Origin of the sequence: Nocardia sp. NPDC050710, from assembly GCF_040654375.1 — a bacterium.
GTDB lineage: Bacteria > Actinomycetota > Actinomycetes > Mycobacteriales > Mycobacteriaceae > Nocardia.
The window spans coordinates 321,309-338,086 of sequence record NZ_JBFAHV010000002.1 but is presented as its reverse complement, the minus strand read 5'-3'; the positions used below and the strand labels follow the sequence as shown (position 1 = coordinate 338,086).

General features: G+C 68.5%; 14 protein-coding genes and 1 pseudogene. 5 read left to right on the top strand and 10 right to left on the bottom strand.

All coding sequences use genetic code 11. The annotated features are described in order from the left end of the window. Nucleotides 1-132 precede the first annotated feature (132 nt). Nucleotides 133-711 carry a hypothetical protein gene (locus AB0H61_RS07235; RefSeq protein WP_357300387.1) on the bottom strand — a complete coding sequence of 193 codons (579 nt, stop codon included), beginning with the start codon at nt 709-711 and terminating at the stop codon, nt 133-135. 387 nt (nt 712-1,098) lie between these two features. Between AB0H61_RS07235 and AB0H61_RS07230 the strand changes: the two are divergent. Beyond that, nucleotides 1,099-2,019 (top strand): annotated as a pseudogene (locus tag AB0H61_RS07230) (SDR family NAD(P)-dependent oxidoreductase); the annotation flags it as partial. Nucleotides 2,020-2,061: 42 nt separating this feature from the next. Here AB0H61_RS07230 and AB0H61_RS07225 read toward each other — a convergent pair. The 3 genes from AB0H61_RS07225 to AB0H61_RS07215 form a co-directional block, all read right to left on the bottom strand. Next, complete coding sequence (locus tag AB0H61_RS07225) at nt 2,062-2,550, bottom strand: hypothetical protein (RefSeq protein WP_357300386.1); 489 nt, start codon at nt 2,548-2,550, stop codon at nt 2,062-2,064. Nucleotides 2,551-2,820: 270 nt separating this feature from the next. Further along, entirely contained in the window at nt 2,821-3,759 is a 939-nt protein-coding gene (locus tag AB0H61_RS07220; RefSeq protein WP_357300385.1) for a sucrase ferredoxin, read from the bottom strand. A gap of 134 nt (nt 3,760-3,893) precedes the next feature. Beyond that, nucleotides 3,894-4,652, bottom strand: a complete 759-nt coding sequence (locus AB0H61_RS07215) for an alpha/beta hydrolase (protein WP_357300383.1) — start codon at nt 4,650-4,652, stop codon at nt 3,894-3,896. A 177-nt stretch (nt 4,653-4,829) separates the two neighbouring features. On the opposite strand from AB0H61_RS07215, the gene AB0H61_RS07210 reads away from it, so the two are divergent. Then, on the top strand, nt 4,830-5,531 hold the full coding sequence (locus AB0H61_RS07210) for a class I SAM-dependent methyltransferase (RefSeq protein ID WP_357300382.1): 702 nt from the start codon (nt 4,830-4,832) through the stop codon (nt 5,529-5,531). A gap of 7 nt (nt 5,532-5,538) precedes the next feature. On the opposite strand, the gene AB0H61_RS07205 is transcribed toward AB0H61_RS07210, so the two are convergent. Then, a complete protein-coding gene (locus AB0H61_RS07205) occupies nt 5,539-7,110 on the bottom strand; it encodes a DNA polymerase Y family protein (RefSeq protein WP_357300588.1) in 1,572 nt (523 codons plus the stop codon). A 42-nt stretch (nt 7,111-7,152) separates the two neighbouring features. Continuing rightward, nucleotides 7,153-7,908: a hypothetical protein gene (locus tag AB0H61_RS07200; protein WP_357300380.1), complete on the bottom strand. Its 756-nt coding sequence runs from the start codon at nt 7,906-7,908 to the stop codon at nt 7,153-7,155. A gap of 446 nt (nt 7,909-8,354) precedes the next feature. On the opposite strand from AB0H61_RS07200, the gene AB0H61_RS07195 reads away from it, so the two are divergent. After that, on the top strand, nt 8,355-9,482 hold the full coding sequence (locus AB0H61_RS07195; RefSeq protein ID WP_357300378.1) for a serine/threonine-protein kinase: 1,128 nt from the start codon (nt 8,355-8,357) through the stop codon (nt 9,480-9,482). Nucleotides 9,483-9,489: 7 nt separating this feature from the next. Here AB0H61_RS07195 and AB0H61_RS07190 read toward each other — a convergent pair whose 3' ends face one another. The 3 genes from AB0H61_RS07190 to AB0H61_RS07180 form a co-directional block, all read right to left on the bottom strand. Next, nucleotides 9,490-10,161 (bottom strand): response regulator transcription factor, encoded by a 672-nt coding sequence (locus tag AB0H61_RS07190; protein ID WP_357300377.1) that lies wholly within the window; start codon nt 10,159-10,161, stop codon nt 9,490-9,492. 101 nt (nt 10,162-10,262) lie between these two features. After that, nucleotides 10,263-11,570 carry a PspC domain-containing protein gene (locus AB0H61_RS07185; RefSeq protein ID WP_357300586.1) on the bottom strand — a complete coding sequence of 436 codons (1,308 nt, stop codon included), beginning with the start codon at nt 11,568-11,570 and terminating at the stop codon, nt 10,263-10,265. A gap of 219 nt (nt 11,571-11,789) precedes the next feature. Then, on the bottom strand, nt 11,790-13,352 hold the full coding sequence (locus tag AB0H61_RS07180) for a bifunctional 3-(3-hydroxy-phenyl)propionate/3-hydroxycinnamic acid hydroxylase (RefSeq protein WP_357300376.1): 1,563 nt from the start codon (nt 13,350-13,352) through the stop codon (nt 11,790-11,792). Between the two features lie 557 nt (nt 13,353-13,909). Between AB0H61_RS07180 and AB0H61_RS07175 the strand changes: the two genes are divergently transcribed. Continuing rightward, nucleotides 13,910-14,566, top strand: a complete 657-nt coding sequence (locus AB0H61_RS07175; protein WP_357300374.1) for an MspA family porin — start codon at nt 13,910-13,912, stop codon at nt 14,564-14,566. 200 nt (nt 14,567-14,766) lie between these two features. Here the strand turns inward: AB0H61_RS07175 and AB0H61_RS07170 are convergent, their stop codons facing one another. Then, nucleotides 14,767-15,855 (bottom strand): DUF1152 domain-containing protein, encoded by a 1,089-nt coding sequence (locus AB0H61_RS07170; RefSeq protein ID WP_357300372.1) that lies wholly within the window; start codon nt 15,853-15,855, stop codon nt 14,767-14,769. Nucleotides 15,856-15,906: 51 nt separating this feature from the next. Between AB0H61_RS07170 and AB0H61_RS07165 the strand changes: the two genes are divergently transcribed. After that, on the top strand, nt 15,907-16,650 hold the full coding sequence (locus AB0H61_RS07165; protein ID WP_357300371.1) for a GntR family transcriptional regulator: 744 nt from the start codon (nt 15,907-15,909) through the stop codon (nt 16,648-16,650). The last annotated feature ends 128 nt before the right edge of the window (nt 16,651-16,778 follow it).

The following is a 16,778-nucleotide window of genomic DNA, read 5'->3' as shown; positions in this document are numbered from 1 at the left end:
CATTCGATAGATGAGGAGTCATGCATCGATCCGCCGATCGCCGCCGAATCGCTATCCATTCGGCATAATCACACGTCCAATTTCCGCCATTCACCCCGGAAACCGCTAGTCGACGAGGTTACGAGACCGCCCTCACTCCGCCGCGAGCCGCTCGGTCGAACCGGCATCCAGTCCGGCTTCCACCCGATCCAGACCGGAACGGATCATCTCGCCATAGGCGTCGTCCGCCAGAACCCGGAGGTGCCCCCGGGCGATAGCCAACTGCATTCGAGCGCCATCGAAGTCGCCCATCCGGCGGTGGCTGTCGGCCAGATTGAGATACAGCGAGGGCAGGAAGCAGCGCAGGCCGTCATCCAGCGGGGTGCCGGGCGCGAAGACCGCGGCCAGCGCTCGCTGATCCCAGACCAGCGCCTCATCGGCCGCATCTTGCAGAACCGCCAGATGATGCGCAACCACGCAGCGCTGCAACGGATCTCCGGCCGGACCTAGCTGATCCCACAGCACCCGGAGGGCACGCCGGGCCGCCCCCGGGTCAGCACTGCCGAGCCGCACCGCGGCAAAGATATCCGCCATCCGATCGTCCGCCATGCGCACGAGTATCGCACATATGTTCGATAGATTCGAGGCTTGTTCGAAGGATTCGGCGAGCCGTTGCGCGAGGGTTGCCCAGCCGGGCTCCCCGCCACCGATCATGCGCCAAAAGCGTTCCACCGGAATATCTTCGAATCCACGCCGTCACCAGGGTCGAGACCGCGGTCCGGCATGGCCCGCGGCCGCCCGTAGCACTGCCCGTAAGACCACCGGACAGCAATCCGCCGGCATCGGACGAACCGTCCCGCACAACCCGGCCCGCCGCCGCACCGGCCCGATCGGCCGACACCGCATCGCGATGTGACGAGCACCACTTGGCAGGTAAACTTACTTCAGAGTAAGTTCGTGCCAATCGACCGCAAAGGAGCAGCGATGAACGCAGCGTCGGGCACCGACTCGACAAGGGGCGGCGGCCGGGCCGATGGGTCCGAGACTCCCCCGGGTGGGAGCAGCGCGGCCGACGCCGACCCGCGCGCGCGGATCCGCCGCACCCGTCGCAACCGCGACCTCACCGGTCGCCACGTGGTGATCACCGGCGCCTCCTCCGGTATCGGCCGGGCCGCGGCCCTGGCCGTCGCCGCGAAGGGCGCCGTCGTCTTCCTGCTCGCCCGCCGCGGTGACGAACTCGCGGGCGTGGTCGAGGAGATCCGGGCCGCGGGTGGCAAGGCCTACGGCTACCAGTGCGATGTCACCGATTCCGAATCGGTCGACCAGACCGTCAAGACCATCCTCGACGAGCACGGTCATGTCGACATGCTGGTGAACAACGCGGGCCGCTCCATCCGGCGCGCCATCCACCGCTCCACCGACCGGCTGCACGACTTCGAACGCACCATGGCGGTCAACTACTTCGGCGCGCTGCGTATGACGCTGGCGCTACTGCCGCAGATGCGCGAACGCAAATTCGGCCATATCGTCCAGATCAGCAGCGCTGGTGTACAGGTCGCCACCCCTCGGTTCTCGGCCTACCTCGCGAGCAAGGCGGCGCTGGATAAGTTCACCGAGGTCGCGGCGGTCGAAACCATGGCCGACGGCGTCACTTTCACCACCATCCATATGCCGCTGGTGCGCACCCCGATGATCACGCCGAGCGGCGATCAGGGACCGTCCGAATCCCCCGAATGGGCGGCCGCGACCATCGTGCGCGCCCTGACCGAACGCCCCAAGCGCATCGACGTACCGCTGGGCACCCTCGCCGAATACGGCGCCCTGGTCACCCCCGGCATCCGCGATCGCATCCTGCACCGCTACTACCGTGCACTCCCCGATTCCCCAGCCGCCAAGGGTGAATCTGCCGAGATCGAGGAGACAACGGAATCCGTTGCCCCGCAGCCACACCCGGAGCATCGCCAGCAATCCGCGGCGCGTCGCGTCACCGGCACCGCGTTACGCCGCGCCGCGCGCTGGGTACCCGGTACCCACTGGTGACCGACAACCTCCGCCGCGCAGGGGGCGGTGGAGGCGGTCGGCTCAGCCGAGGACCAGGCGGGGTTCCGGTAGGTAATCGCGGGCCTGCGAACGGATCTCGTTCCACACCACCCGACCGATCACGGGGGCGTTCGACGCGATATGCAGTTGCCGATTCCCCAGATCCACCACCGCGGGCACGACCAACGATCCGTAACTCATCAGCTTGTTCTTCATCGCGCGCAGGGCGGCGGGATCCACGCGTTCCGAAACCAGGGCGGCCACCGCGCCTGCGCCGACCCGCTCGGCGAACTCGCTACGCCCGCGCAAGGATCGGGCGAATTCGTTGACCTGCCGCCGGAAGTCGCGGACGGCGGCGGGCGACACCTCGTCCAGGGTGGCGACGCAGACCGCGAGCTCGATCGGAAACTCCGACGCGGCGACAATGGAACCGACGCCGGTCAGACACGGCAGCGGACCGATCGGGCTCTGGGCTATCCGCAAACGCCCCATGGTCATGTGGTGCGTCACGGCGGCGAGATACCGCTGCACCGCCGTGCTTTGTGATTCTCCCGGCTGGATACCCGATCCGGGTTGCCGGGGTTCGTGAGGCGACACCGGCTTCGGCGAGTAATCCGGCGGAGCGGACTGCTGCGGATGGTGCATTCCAGGTTCCCACGGCGTCATTCCATGCCCTCCCTCGGCCGACATCCCCACCATCCGAACACTACCCGCCTCCGAGCCGGAGCCGAATCCGCCCGGCGTTCGAATCCGGCTGCGCCCCGCCGGGATACAGCTCGCCGGCGACGCCGCCGGGCCGGATCAGTCGAGCGGCAGGGGTTCGTCGGCCACGACGGCGGTGACCGGTTTGGGCGCGGCCCCGCAACTGGCTTTGCGGGGGGCGAAGGCGACGGTGTGCGCGCGCACCCGCCAGCGGCGACCGTCCCGATGGACCACCACCGCACTGCCCGCCCAGGTGGGATCGGCCTCGGTGGCGGCGGTGTCGGGTTCGAGGTGAACGACCAGATCGTCGGAGCCCGCGGAGATCACCGCGCGGACGGCTATTTCGGCGGCCTGCTCGACGGGGCTGTAGCAGCTGCGCCCGCGCAGGCCGGTCGGCGAGACCGCACCGCGCAGGGCGGCCTCCACCACTTCGGCGGCGGCGGAGGAACCGACACGGCCGTAGGTCAGCCCGGAGGGCAGCAATACCAGGGCGGGCGCGAAACGGTGGCCGCCGGTATGCGAGCACTCCCAGATCTTGCCCGGATACCTGACCGCCAGGTCGGCCGCGATCGGCCTGCCGAGCAGCGCGCAACACTGGTCGCGTCTGCCGTGCGCGCACACCAGGGTCAGCGGATCGTGCACCGGCGCACCGATCCGCGGCGCCGGGCCGTTGAGCAGGTGCAGGTCCAGATCGAGCAACTGCTTCAGGTCGGTGATCTCGAAGCGCTCACACCAGGAGTCTTCCGGGCGCGAACTCGCGATCAGGACGGTACGAACACCGTCGAATTCATGGCGTCCCGGCCTGCGGATCAGGGTCGGCCGGACATGCGCGGCCTTGGTGCGGGCCGCGAGTTCCCCGGTGATCTCCGCGCCGAGCACCTCGTCGCCGATCACATCGCGCCCCCAGGACCCCGGCTGTTCGATGCACAACCATCCGGTCACCTGGGTCGCCGTGCCCGGCAGCGGTACACCGACGGCGGCCGCCGCCGAACACGTCATGCGTTCGAAGGCGGAGGCGTCGAATCCCGACGAGCTCATCCCAGCGCCCTTCTCGCGGCCGAGGCACGGTGGTCGATCGGCCATTCTCGCGCCGACTGCTCGTCGGCGCGGAAAAAGATCGGACGGTCGGCTGGAGGCACAGTTTCACTGTAGATCGAGCGACGCCCACGGACTCAGCGCGACGCGGTGGCCAGGAATGGCAGAACGGCCGCCTCGAATTCGTGGTAGCGGTCGCGGTGGATGCTGTGCCCGCAGGTGAACGCGGTAACCGTGCAATCGGGGACGGCGGCGTACAGCACCGCCAGCTTCACCGGATCGACCATGCCACCGGGGCCGCCACGCAGCACCAGCGTCGGCGCGCTGATATCGGAGAGCCGGTCCCACCATTCCGGGTTCGGTTTGCGGAATTGTTCCAGCGCGGTCCGGGTCATGGCGCGATCGAAGGCCAAGACCGCGCGCGGATGCCGGATGAGGCTGGTTGCGGCGTGCCAGAGCTCAGGCACGGTTGGGAAACGCCTGGTCAGCGTCAGTTCTTCAGCGCCGGAGCGCAGCGGTAGCGGACATTCCTCGATAACCAGCTTGCGCACCAGTTCGGGCCGCTCCTGCGCGACACAGGACACCGCGTAGCCGCCGAGCGAATGCCCGACCAGATCCACCGTGGTCAGTCCCAGCTGATCGCAGAGCTTCAGCACATCGGCGCCGAACTCGGCGAACAGATACGACTCGGCATGTGAGCTGCGGCCGTGGCCGCGCAGATCGGGAATGATCACCCGGCGCCCCGCCTGCACCAGGGTGCGGGCGAATCGGTCCCAGGTATGCCCGTCCCCGCCCATACCGTGGACAAGAACGACCGGCACCTCGTCGACCGCCCCCGAATCCCGGTAGGCGATCTGCACGTCGCCGAACGCGACCCGGGCCATCGACAAATCCACGATTTCCGAGGATACGGGTGGTTACCGACGGCGCGCCCCGGTTTTGTCGCCGGTATCACAGGCCGCTCGGCGTACCACCGGCGTCGATCGCGGGGCGCATCGGTTCCAGGTATCCGGACGGATGGCGGCCCGAAAATCGGCTGGCCGGGTCCGGGGCGAAGGTGAATACTCCCGCCCATGCCGACCTTCGCGGATTTCGATCGACGCAACTATCCGATGGTGGACGCGGCCACCGGATACGACGGGTGGGCGCCGACATACGACCGGACCGTCATGGACGAAATGGATTCGGCGCTGCTGGAGCGGCTGCGCCGACCGGAGTGGGCGCGAATGCGCCGGGCGGCCGATCTGGGGTGCGGAACCGGGCGGACCGGGGGTTGGCTACGAGCGCAAGGCGTTTCGCATATCGACGGGGTCGACGTGAGTGCGGGGATGCTGGAATTGGCCCGCGCCCGCGGCGCGCACACGACCCTCGCCCAGGCCGATGTGCGCGAAACCGGTTTGGCCGGTGGGGCTTACGACCTGGTGATCGCATCGCTGATCGATGAGCACCTGCCAGATCTGACGCCCTTCTATACCGAGGCCCGGCGCTTGGCCGCGCCCGGCGCGCACTGTGTCATGGTCAGCTACCACCCGCAGTTCATGATGGTGACCGGGATGCCGACCCACTACACACCGGAATCGGGCGTGCCGGTGGCGATCAGCACCCACCTGCACCTGATCGGCGAACATGTCTCGGCGGCGCTGGCGGCGGGCTGGGTACTGACCGAGATGGCCGAGGCACTGGTCGACGACGCGTGGCTCGTGCGCAAGCCCAAATGGGCCGAGCTGCGCGGACATCCGTTCACCGTCGCATTCGTGTGGTCGCTGCCCGGGTAAGCGGAATTCAGTCGTAGAGTCCCTCGGCTCGCCAGGTTTCGTCGCGGTAGATGAGCAGCAGAACCCGGACGTCGGTAGACGCACCGTCGAGTTGGACCTGGGCGCGGGCCGCCGCGGCGGCCGATTCGGGGGTCCACCAGTGTTCGTCGACCGGCCAGGGACCGGCCCAGCCCGTCAACCGCCACTGGCTGCTGCCCCACCGCAGGCGGGCCGGGTCGGCGGAGAACAGGCCGCGCGCGGTGACCCGCACCGGGGTTCCGTCGGCGGCTTCCAGCCGGACCGGCGGACGGTTCAGCAGCAGCACGGCGGGCGCGGGCAGGGGCATGCGGCCGGGCCACGGCTGTTCCGGGTCGGCGGCGGGCACCAACTCATCGCCGAGCACGACCATGGTGATGCGCTCGGCGGGGCCGCGACCGCCGCTGAGCACGCCGACCCGCACCGCCTCACCGCCGAGTAGGCCCTGCACCCGGATCAGGGCGCGGCGGGCTCGCTCGTTCTCTTCCCCGACCCCACCCCACAGTCCGAGCTGCAACGCACCCGCCCGCGCTATCTCGACGGGTTCCAGGCGCAGCAGGGTGATCGGCGCGGTCGGGCGGGCGCGGCGGGTCAACCAGCCGTCCAGTTGCCAGCGCACCCGATCCGCGGTGCCCTCGGGGGTCAGCGGCTCCGCACATCGCCAGATACGCGAGAGTTGTTCGCCCGCTTCGGTTTCGGCGAATACAGAGAGCCGGGTACAGGATACCGAGGCGGCGGCGAGCGCGGTATGCAACCGAGTGGCGAGCATACGTCCCGCGAAGGCGGCGGCATCGACCCGATCGATCGGCGGATCGCAGCGGTACTCCACGGTCAGCTCCGGTGGCGGTCGCCGCGCCGAGGGTGGACGCTCCGGTACCGCCCGGGCACAACGATGCGCCAGCACAGCGTCGACCCCGAAACGGGAGGCGACCTCGGCCGGACTCAACGCGGCGAAATCCCCGATCCGCCGCAGGCCGAGGCGATGCAGCAGATCCACCAGATCGGCGCGCTCCGGCGTGGCCGGACTCGGCTCGGCAGCCAGTTCGGCGATCGGCAGCGGAGCCAGGAAGCGCGCCCCCTCCCCGGGTGGCACCAGCACACCGCGCTTGGCCGCGAACACCGCGGTGGACAGTTGGTCGGCGATCCCGATCTGCGCCTCCACCCCGACCGCGGCCACCGCGTCGACGAGTCGCTCGGCCGCCGCCTCCTCGGATCCGAAGAATCGGGCGGCTCCGCGCGCGGCGAGCACCAGCAACCCCGGACGCAGCACCTCCACGCCCGGCACCGTCGCGTCCACGGCCGCGACCACCGGTTCGAACAGCCGAGCATCCCGATCCGAATCCGCCTGTACCAGAAATAGATCCGGGCACCGCGACTGTGCCTCCCGGCGGCGCAGCCCGTGCCGCACCCCCTCGGCCCGCGCCACCTCCGACGAGGCCACCACCCGATTCCCGAACAGTACCGCCACCGGACGCGTCGCGGGCAGCTCCGCCGCCGCGGCCGCCGCGACCGCGGGCCAATCCTGACACCACACCGCGAGCACCCGCGCCGAACCGGGCCGGATCACGGTGCCGCACCGCCTCTTCCATTCACGACCGGAACCGGTTCATGACACCGCGCCACGGGCGGCGATCGGCATTTCGCTCGAGCGGATCGGGGTTTCCCGCGTCACCCATTCGACGCGGCCCGCGTTCGGGCACAGATCGATGCGGCCGCGCCGGGGCGGACCGGCCTTGGCGCGGACGTCGACGTCCAGGCAGAGCGAGCGCAGCCGACCGTGACCTGCGCCGAGGCCCGCGTAGCCGGAGACGCGGGCGTCGAGGCGCAGGGTCGGATTGGCCCAATGGCCGTCGGTGACCACCAGGGTGGCGCCCCGACTGCGGGCGCGGGCCGCGATCACCCGGGTGCGGGAGGGCGGGACGGAGGCATTACCGAGGCCGAGCACTACCAGATCGAGGCCGTCCAGCAACACCGCGGCCACCTCGACCGGGTCGGGGCCGGGGTCGGCGATCACGGCGAGCCGCGCCAATTCGGCGCCCATCTCCACGGCAGCGAGCAGCCCGAACCGGGGCACCCCGACCACCGCGGCATGCCCGCCGTGTTCGGTCACCGCGGCGAGCAGTCCGGCAAGTAGCGACCGCGCACCGGTGTATGCCACGACCGAACCCTTGCCGAGACCCCCGTCAGGCAACAATTCCGCAAGGGCGGGCGGCACCGGCAGCGACTCCCGGCGCAGTTCGGCCGCGCGCGGAATCCGCACCGCCGCCGACTCTCCGCGCCCCGGAATCGCGGCCATCCTCCTGCGGAGTTCATCCAGCTTCCGCTGGTGTTTCTCATCCCCCACCCGCACGTCCGAACCCATCACAACCACCTACTTCCGACGATGGACCCCGAGGCGAAGCGAGCGGACCGACCTCGTTTCTCACCCGAGAAGCGAGGGTCAGCACCGATCCAGCTATCGATCGATATCGAATATACGTTCGATACGCCTCAAGTAGAAACCCGGCCCCGGGATCCGTCAAGAGCGCCGCGCGTACGGCGATTCACCCCACTCCCGCCCGTTGTCCTCCGCCACAGCCGCCACAGATTTTCTGGGCGATAGCGGAGGCTTTTCCGGGCGAAGGCGAAGGCGAGGGCGAAGGCGAGGGCGAGGGCGAATCCACCCCGGAATCCGATACACGGAAGCCGCGCGGGTAGGGTCACGGCTACTGCGGGACCGGCGATCGGCAAGCGCGGCAGCCAGGTCGGGCCCGGGCACGCTCCGCTCGAATCAGGTCGGCTAACACGAGATTCGGATACCCTGCACCCATGATCGATCGACCCCGTCCCATCGTCGGCCCCGAGTATCTGGTCGCTGGCCGCTACCGGTTGCAGTCGAAGCTCGGCGGCGGCGGCATGGGCGCGGTATGGCTGGCCCACGACCGGCTGCTCGATCGGGATGTCGCCATCAAGCAGGTGCTCTCCACCGCCGGACTCCCCGAGGCCGAGGCGAACCGGATCCGCAACCAGATCATGCATGAGGGCCGGGTCGCGGCGAAGCTCTCGCACGACCACGCCATCGCGGTCTACGACGTGGTGCTTGAGGCCGGTGAGCCCTGGCTGGTGATGGAACACCTACCCTCCCGCAGCGTGGCCCGGGCGCTGGGCCTGGTCGAAACGCTGCCGGTGGTCGAGGTCGCGCAGATCGGCGCGCAGGTCGCCGACGCACTCGCCGCCGCGCACGCCGTCGGCATCGTGCATCGCGATATCAAGCCCGGCAATATCCTCGTCGCCGACCGCGGGCCGGGCGTCGGCATGGCCAAGCTCAGCGACTTCGGCATCTCGCGCGGCGCGGGCGATCTCTCCGACGAGTCGGACGGCATGATCACCGGCACCCCCGCCTACCTGCCGCCCGAGGTAGCCCGTGGCGCGCGGCAGACCGAGGCCAGCGACGTATTCTCCCTCGGCGCAACGCTGTACACCGCGATCGAGGGACAGCCGCCGTTCGGCATGGACGACGACAGCGGCGCCGTGGTCGAACGCGCCGCCATGGCGCAGATCATTCCGCCCACTCGCTGTGGCATCCTCACCAACGCCCTGCTGCATATGCTGGAGCCCGCCCCGCAGCGCAGGCCGACAATGGCCGAGGCCAGGGATGAAATCCTCACCGCCGCCTTCGGCACCGGCACCGGTCCCTACATTCTGGGCGCCCCCGTGCGCACCGAAGACGGCACCATCCCGGCGTGGGCCGCACGCAACTCGGCCTCCGGCCTGCGCAGCCCGCATTCGGCGCCGCTGCCCCGCCCGCATCGCGCACCGGCCGGTGTCGGCGCCGCTGCGGCACCGGCGCCGCAGCGCGCCAAGGGAAATCAGCCGAGCATCGCACCCCTCGCCATCGCCATCGGCCTGCTGATCGGCTTGGTCTTCCTCATCGCCGTCCTCGTCGCCGTGATGTAGTCACGAACTAATCAATACGGCGGCGGTGCGCCCAGCGGGTCAGGGCATTGCGATTGGACTGCTGTGTCTTGCGTAGCACGTTGGAGGCGTGGGTCTCCACGGTCTTCACCGATATGAACAGGTTCTCGGCGATCTCGCGGTAGGTGTAACCGCGGGCCAGCAGGCGCAGCACCTCGAGTTCACGGGGGGTCAGCGAATCCAGTTCGGGGTCCAGCGGCGGCTCCGGTACCGGCGACTTGCCGGTGAACGAGTCGAGCACGAATCCCGCCAGGCGCGGACTGAATACGGCGTCGCCGCCCGCAACCCGTCGAATGCCGTCGGCCAGTTCGGATCCCGAGATCGTCTTGGTCACATAACCGCGGGCGCCCGCCCGGATCACCGCGATCACATCCTCGGCGGCATCGGACACGCTCAACGCCAGGCAGACCGGGCCGTCCTCGATTCCGGACAGCACCGCGACGCCGCCGCCGTCGGGCATGTGCACATCCAACAGCACCACATCCGGGCGGGCCGCCTTGATCCCGGCGATCGCCTCGGCCACTCCTCCGGCCTCGCCGACCACCTCCATATCGGGCTCACGGCTCAGCTCGGCCCGCACGCCCGACCGGAATACGGCGTGATCATCGACGAGAAAGACCCGCACGGCCACCCAACTTCTCCTCACGTTCGGTGGATCCATCCACCCTGACTCGCGGACCGCCCGCCGGGCTGCCCGCACTCAATCGGTACCACAAGAATTCGAACTCGCCATCACTCCGCGTCAGCGGCGGCGATGCACGCTCACCCGGCGTTATGCACCGTATGCCGGTCGGTCTCCCCCTCGGGCACCTCGGAATCCGCCGCGCCGATGTTGTCCGGATCGCCGGAATCGGTACGCGGCATGATGATCCGCACCTCGGTGCCCCGGCCGGGCGTGGACAGGATCTCGACCTGTCCGCCGCGCCGCTCGATCCGGCCGCGAATGGATTTGGCCAAGCCCTGGCGGTCCTGTGGGACGGCGTCGAGGTCGAATCCGGCGCCGCGGTCGCGGACGAAGACGCTCACCTGATGCGGTTCGGCCTCGGCGAACAGGTCGATATCCGGGACGCCCGCATGCTTGGCGGCGTTCACCAGCGCCTCCCTGCTCGCCCCGAGCAGTGCGGTGAAATGTTCCTTCGGCAGGCCGCTTCCGGTCTCGCCGGTATCCATCGACACGTCACCGACGGTCACCGGGGTGACCTTCACGCCGTGCTGATCCTCCACCTCGCCCGCGATGGTGCGCAGCGCCGCGGCCAGACTCGACTGCGCCGGACCGGAATCCTCGAACAGCCATTTGCGCAACTCGCGCTCCTGGCTGCGGGCCAGCCGAGCCACCTCCTGCGGGTCGTCGGCCTGGCGCTGGATCAGGGCCAGTGTCTGTAGCACCGAGTCGTGCAGGTGCGAGGCGATCTCCTCGCGTTCCTCATTGCGGATGCGGGCCGCGCGTTCTGCGTTCAGTGCACGCATCATGCGCAGCCACAGCGGCACCGTCAGCAGTCCGGCTCCGATGAGCGTGACCGCCACCGCGATCAGCGCGGAACCGAGTGAACTCAGATCGATCCTGGCCAGCACCACTACGCCGAGCCCGAGCACGATCATGGTGGTCCCGGCGACGATGCGGGCCCAGGTCACCACCGAGGGACGCGCGGGTAGTCCAAGCAGCGAGCGCGGGCCGTCGGTGTCGTATTCGCGCCACACCAGCGCCGCGCCGACCGCCACCACGACGATCGGGACGATGATCTTCGCCGCGACCGTCCCGTTCATCAGCCAGGAGACGGCGATCGCCAGCCCGATCCCGAGTAGCGCGAGCCCGATCGCCTGCCGCCGTTCGGTGCCGGACGCCTTCACCGAATCGGAGCCGCTCGGGGTGAAGATCCACAGCAGCCCGTAGGCGGCGATGCCCGCCCCCGCCAGCGCGGACAGCAGCACGAACGCCATCCGCACCTTGAACACGTCGAGTCCGAGGTGATCGGCGATACCGCCCGCGACCCCGCCGACGATGCGGCCACCCGAGCGCCGGACCAGCCGCACCTGCGGATGTGGCCCCAGATCCAGCACCGGCGGCTGCATGAGCCCCCACCCGGGAGCGAACCCGAACCCCGGGGGCGGATCCGCGCGGAAACCACCCGCCGCCCTGCGGGCAGCGTCGGACGCGGGAACAAACGGGTACATGCCTTCGATACTGGCACGGCCCCCTGACACCAGCTATCAGGAAGAACCCTGATCTTCGAAGCGTCGCTATCGGACGCGTCGATGCCCGGGTTACCGATGCGGCGGTCGCATCGGCTCTTATGCTTCGGGACTCCCGTGGTGGTGCGCTGAGCCGCCGGTCGATTCGACGCGAATATCGAAGCGGGGCAGGAGGGATTGCAGGACCGGCAGCTTCCGGCTGGTCCGCTGCACGGTCCCGTCGGGACGGATCAGCGCGGCACGGGTATGTCCCCCGCGCAGCCAGCGACCCAATTCGCTCGCGGGCCTGGCGACCACGACAATCCCTCCGAGCTGTTCGATTTCGGCGCGCTGGGTCGTGGTCGGCTCGATGGTGGTGACGATCGCGTACCGGCCCGCGGCGACGGCGTCGAAACGGTGCCCGCCGTCCAGGCGGGGGTTCGGGATCAGCGTGCCCGCCAGGCCCGGCCCGAGCCGACGTCGCGCTATCAGTGCGGAGCGGTGCAGCCTCGGTGTCTCACCGCCGGTGACGAGCTGGTCGAAACCCGGTATGCGATGCAGGCGCGGCGCGATGAGGCGACGCAGGAGGTTGCCGAATTCACCGCCGTCGGTCATCGCGGTACCGGTGAATCTGGCGAGCCTGATGAGGTGCCGCGCATGCGGTTTTCGTTCGATCTCATAGGTGGCGAGCACGCTCACGGGTAAGACTCCGGCGAGGACTCCGGCGAGTTTCCAGGCGAGGTTGGCGGCGTCGCGCAGTCCGGCGCCCATGCCCTGGCCGATGAAGGGTGGGGTGAGGTGGGCGGCGTCGCCGAGCAGGAAGATCCGATCGGCGCGCCATCGGTCCGCGATGCGGGCGAGGGAGGTGTACTCGGCGATACGGACCACCTCGAATTCCTCGACCGGAATGTCCTTGGTCCACGGTGAGATCAATGGACGCAGGGCGGCGATATCCTGGTAGTCCGCTGCCGTCTCCCCGGCTCGCAACCGGAATTCCCAGCGGTAGCGGGTCGCCCCGATCCGCATATAGGTCGCGGCGCGAGCCGGATCGCACACCTGATGCACACCCTCCCACTCGCCGAGCTCGGCGTCGGTGGCGAGATCCACCACGAGCCAGGTCTGCTCGAATCTCAAATCCCGCATCGTGGCCCCGATCGAGGCTCGAACCAGGCTGTTGGCTCCGTCGCAGCCCAGCACGTACCGCGCTCGGACCGATTGGGCTTCGCCGGATGTCCGGTCGGTGTAATCGACTCGCACCCGGTCGCTTTCCGCCGTGACGGCGGTGACCTCGGCATCGCCGCGGATGGTGACCCTCGGATGCCGTGCCACATTGGCCAACAGGACAGCCTCGAGTTCCGGCTGATCGAACAGGTTCGCCTCCGGATAACCACTGCGCCCACCGGCCGGGTCGCGATCGAATTGGGCCAGTACCCGCATGGTGCGATCGACAAGGCGCAGGCCCAGTGCGGGTCGCGAGATCGCGGCGAAGTCGTCGTCGACACCGAGACGAGCCAGGATCCGGCGGATTTCGCCGTCTAGGTGCACGCCCCGCGGCTGCGGATAGACGCCCTCCCACCGTTCCAGCACCAGGGATTCGATGCCGTACTGGGCGAGCAGGGTCGCAGCGGTGAGGCCGGTGGGTCCCGCACCGACGATGACGACCGGAACCATCCGGTTATTCATCGGATCGCTCCGAGCGAGATCACCGGATAGGCGACGGCAACCAGGACGATCGACGCGATAGTCATGGGCGCACCACGACCTTCCATCCGATGGCGTATGCGCCGAGTATGGCCTCGACGGCGGGACGGTCAGCGGTTCGGTCGAGCTCGCCCGAGTTTATAGGGTTTGCCGACATCAGTGGGCAATGCGTCGAGAACGACGACCGCCTTCGGCGCGGCGGCTCGCTCGGGCGTCTTCGCGAACGGCGCGGCGATCGGCCGCGTCTTCCGGACGTGGCCTGTCCGGTCCGGACAACACAGGGGCGATGACCTGCGGGGTTGAGGCCGGTCTCAGGGGCAGCGGGACAACCTGAGCGGAAGGTATGCCGATGCGGCGTCCGGAGGCGGGTCACCGGACCGGATAACCCGAGGAATGGCCTCTACCTGCGATTTTCCGTGCCGAGGCGGAAAAGGACGGTCGCGCGCGGCTTTCCGCCGAACATACGTTTCTCCCGGGCCGCACACCAGCTCATCGACTTTCGAGCGACGCGGCCCACAGCACCGCACAGGGGAGGAAATATGTCGTACAAGTCCGTACTCACCACCATTCTCGCGATTGTCGTGGTCGTCATCGGCGTTCTCGGCGTCGGCGCGGGCACCGCCAACGCTTTCGTCTACGCGGCGCACGAGAACAACTACGCGACCCCGACCGGCTTCCAATTCACCGTCGGCCACACCGATCTCGTCGCGAACCCGGTACCGCCGCAGAACGGGCTGCCGACCACCCGGGAAGTGTTCCTGAACAACACTTCCCATGGTCGCGTCGACAGCCCCGGGACCGGCACCTTGAAGACGGGCTACCTGGTGAGCTGCATGGTCGGCATCGACCTGACGTTCGGGGCGCACGTCGGCGCGGGCTTCGACGCCGGGTTCACGCTCGGTATCGGCGGCACCCCCGACGAGTTGACGCCGAGCGTGGACGCGGGCATCGGCCCGGAGATCTCCGCGTCGGTGGACCTCGACCTGACCGTCACCCCCGGTGTCATCGAGCAGGTCGAGGTCGGGACCAAGACCCTCTCCGGCGGCACCACCGGATATGTGATGAGCCGGGACTTCCACCTGCTGGTGGAGGGCTGCGGCGGCCCGCTCAGCATCCGGCCCTACACCCGGATCGAGGTGGAATCGCCCGAGGCCACCACCAACGGCGCGGTCTACGGCGACGTCATCGCCCTGTGATCCGAGACGGCGGTGCGGGTCCGGCCCGCACCGCCGTCCGCGCAATAGCCCGGCACCGCACTCGAATCGGGTGCGGTGCCGGGCACTGCGGTCAGTAGCCGAGACCCGCGATCGACCCCGTTCCGGAGGACGGCAGTCGACGCCGCCGAGAGTAACAGCATGAAGCGCACCTGACGATCCAGCGCGCGTCGTTGGACGGGTCACACCAGGTATAGCGGTGGCCGCATGTTGTTTGGCCGCTCGCGTCCAAGCAGGTCGCGCAGCATGTTTCCGGCGTCTGCGCCTACCGCGCCACTCAGCTCGAAGACCCGACGCATTGTGAGGGCGTTGACACCGCGGAGTGATGCGGTGTGCGCATAGCGGTCGATATCGTCGATTGTGTCGGCCGTCGGCATCTGTTGTTCTCGGTGTGTGGACAGTCGGTTACGTTCGGTGTCGATGTCGCTGTAGCCTCGACGAGCTCGAATGCGCTGTTCTACTTGCTCCATTGAGATGGTGTGGGACAAGTCGGCCGCGAGAGAGTGAGTAGCTACGCCGGGGGCGTCGACCTCGTACACCACCGTGGCGTCGTCGGTGATGTCTATGAGCGCGTCACGCTGGGTCTCGACTGTGCCGCGCCAGCCCTGTGCGGCGACGCAAACGAGTCCGTTGGCCTCGGACGGGTGCCAGTTCCACACCTCAGCGACCATCGACACATCAGCGGCGAGCAGGTCGGCGACCGCAGCTGAGCCGTGCCTGCACAGCAGCGTGCGCACCTCGGCTGGCGTCAGCTCGCCGTCGAGTCCAACCCCGGCGACGAACACGTGTAACGGCAGGTCCGATCGTATTGCGGCTGCCAACGTGAGCGAGTCGGCCAGTGGGCTGCGCAAGCCGACCTCGTGCCCTTCGGCGAGGATGTCGCCGCCGACATCAACAAGGATGAGAACGTCCGCACCGAAGACTTGGGATGCGGTGCGGAACTGGGCAGCGAGACCGATTGCACCGCCGGCCGGGTCCATGAGCAGCAATGGGCACGCCAGGTACGGCACAAGCGGGGGCAGGGTCGACCATCCGTGACCGCGGAGCCGCGCCGACGCCGCGACCTCAGCGATCAGTTCATCATGTTCGATCAGTCCGTCGAAGTCACTGCGGCTACGTGGCCCTGGCGTCGGATCGACCAGTAGCCGGTCCCATGAGTAGCTCATGAAGGCCACGGTGTCGAACCGGTGCCGGAGCTTCGCCGCGAGCACCGACGCGGTAACGACGTCGCCGCCTCCCCCTGCGGCGAGCACGATCGCTTTACTGGTCATCGAGTGGCTGATCGTACACTGACCAGTGGTCTATGACACCCGGAGGAATCGTTGCCCGAGATCGAAGAGGCACTACCGAAGTACCTACAAATCGCCGGCTATCTCCGGGATCAGATCGTGCGCGGCGACCTTCCTCCGGGTGCCGACGTCCCGTCGGTGCGTGATCTCGCTGTCGAGTGGAATGTTGCCAGGCCGACCGCGGCGAAGGCGTTGGACACGTTGCGGCAGCAAGGTCTTGTCGAATCACGCAGAGGCAGCGGTACCTACGTGCGCGCTCCCCAGGCCGCGCCTCGCGCACGAGAGCGGTACGAACGCGCGGCTGCGCTGGGCACGATGTATTCCGACGCCGAAGCGGTGCGGTTCCCGTTCGTCGGCATCGTCTCCGCGCCCGCGCATGTGGCAACGGCACTCGGCCTGATCTCGGGTTCCGCTGTAATCCAGCGTCGGCGGGTGATCGAGGGCAATAGCGGACCGGTAGAGCTATCAACGTCGTGGTTTGCCGCCTCACTCGCCGAAACGGCACCGCGCCTGACGAAGCCCGAGCGATTGCGCGGCGGGACCGTTCGGTATCTCGCGGAAGTACTCGGCATTCGATCGGCGTACGCCCGCGACCAGGTATGCGCCAGGGAGGCGACGGCCGAGGAACGTCAGACCCTCGGACTGTCCGAGCACGCGCCAGCGTTGGTCTACTGGCTGACGGCCTACGACTCTGATGATCGTCCGTTCCAGTTCGACGAAGCGGTGTACCCGCCGGAACGCTGGGCGTTCCGGCAGGAGTATCCGATAGTTTTCTAGGCATCTGATGCTCAATATCGGAATTTCTACCGATTCTCGAACTGTACTATGACACTTCACTGAATGGTGTCATAGTACATCTACGCCGCCTCGTTGGGTCGGCGCCGCGACTCAACTCTCGCCTACGG

Excerpts from the sequence above, each read along its gene's own strand:
- AB0H61_RS07170 (WP_357300372.1), bottom strand. The coding sequence starts at position 15,855 with ATGACCAGTAAAGCGATCGTGCTCGCCGCAGGGGGAGGCGGCGACGTC.
- AB0H61_RS07200 (WP_357300380.1), bottom strand. The coding sequence starts at position 7,908 with ATGGGTTCGGACGTGCGGGTGGGGGATGAGAAACACCAGCGGAAGCTG.
- AB0H61_RS07185 (WP_357300586.1), bottom strand. The coding sequence starts at position 11,570 with ATGCAGCCGCCGGTGCTGGATCTGGGGCCACATCCGCAGGTGCGGCTG.
- AB0H61_RS07210 (WP_357300382.1), top strand. The coding sequence starts at position 4,830 with ATGCCGACCTTCGCGGATTTCGATCGACGCAACTATCCGATGGTGGAC.
- AB0H61_RS07180 (WP_357300376.1), bottom strand. The coding sequence starts at position 13,352 with ATGAATAACCGGATGGTTCCGGTCGTCATCGTCGGTGCGGGACCCACC.
- AB0H61_RS07190 (WP_357300377.1), bottom strand. The coding sequence starts at position 10,161 with ATGGATCCACCGAACGTGAGGAGAAGTTGGGTGGCCGTGCGGGTCTTT.
- AB0H61_RS07220 (WP_357300385.1), bottom strand. The coding sequence starts at position 3,759 with ATGAGCTCGTCGGGATTCGACGCCTCCGCCTTCGAACGCATGACGTGT.
- AB0H61_RS07175 (WP_357300374.1), top strand. The coding sequence starts at position 13,910 with ATGTCGTACAAGTCCGTACTCACCACCATTCTCGCGATTGTCGTGGTC.
- AB0H61_RS07195 (WP_357300378.1), top strand. The coding sequence starts at position 8,355 with ATGATCGATCGACCCCGTCCCATCGTCGGCCCCGAGTATCTGGTCGCT.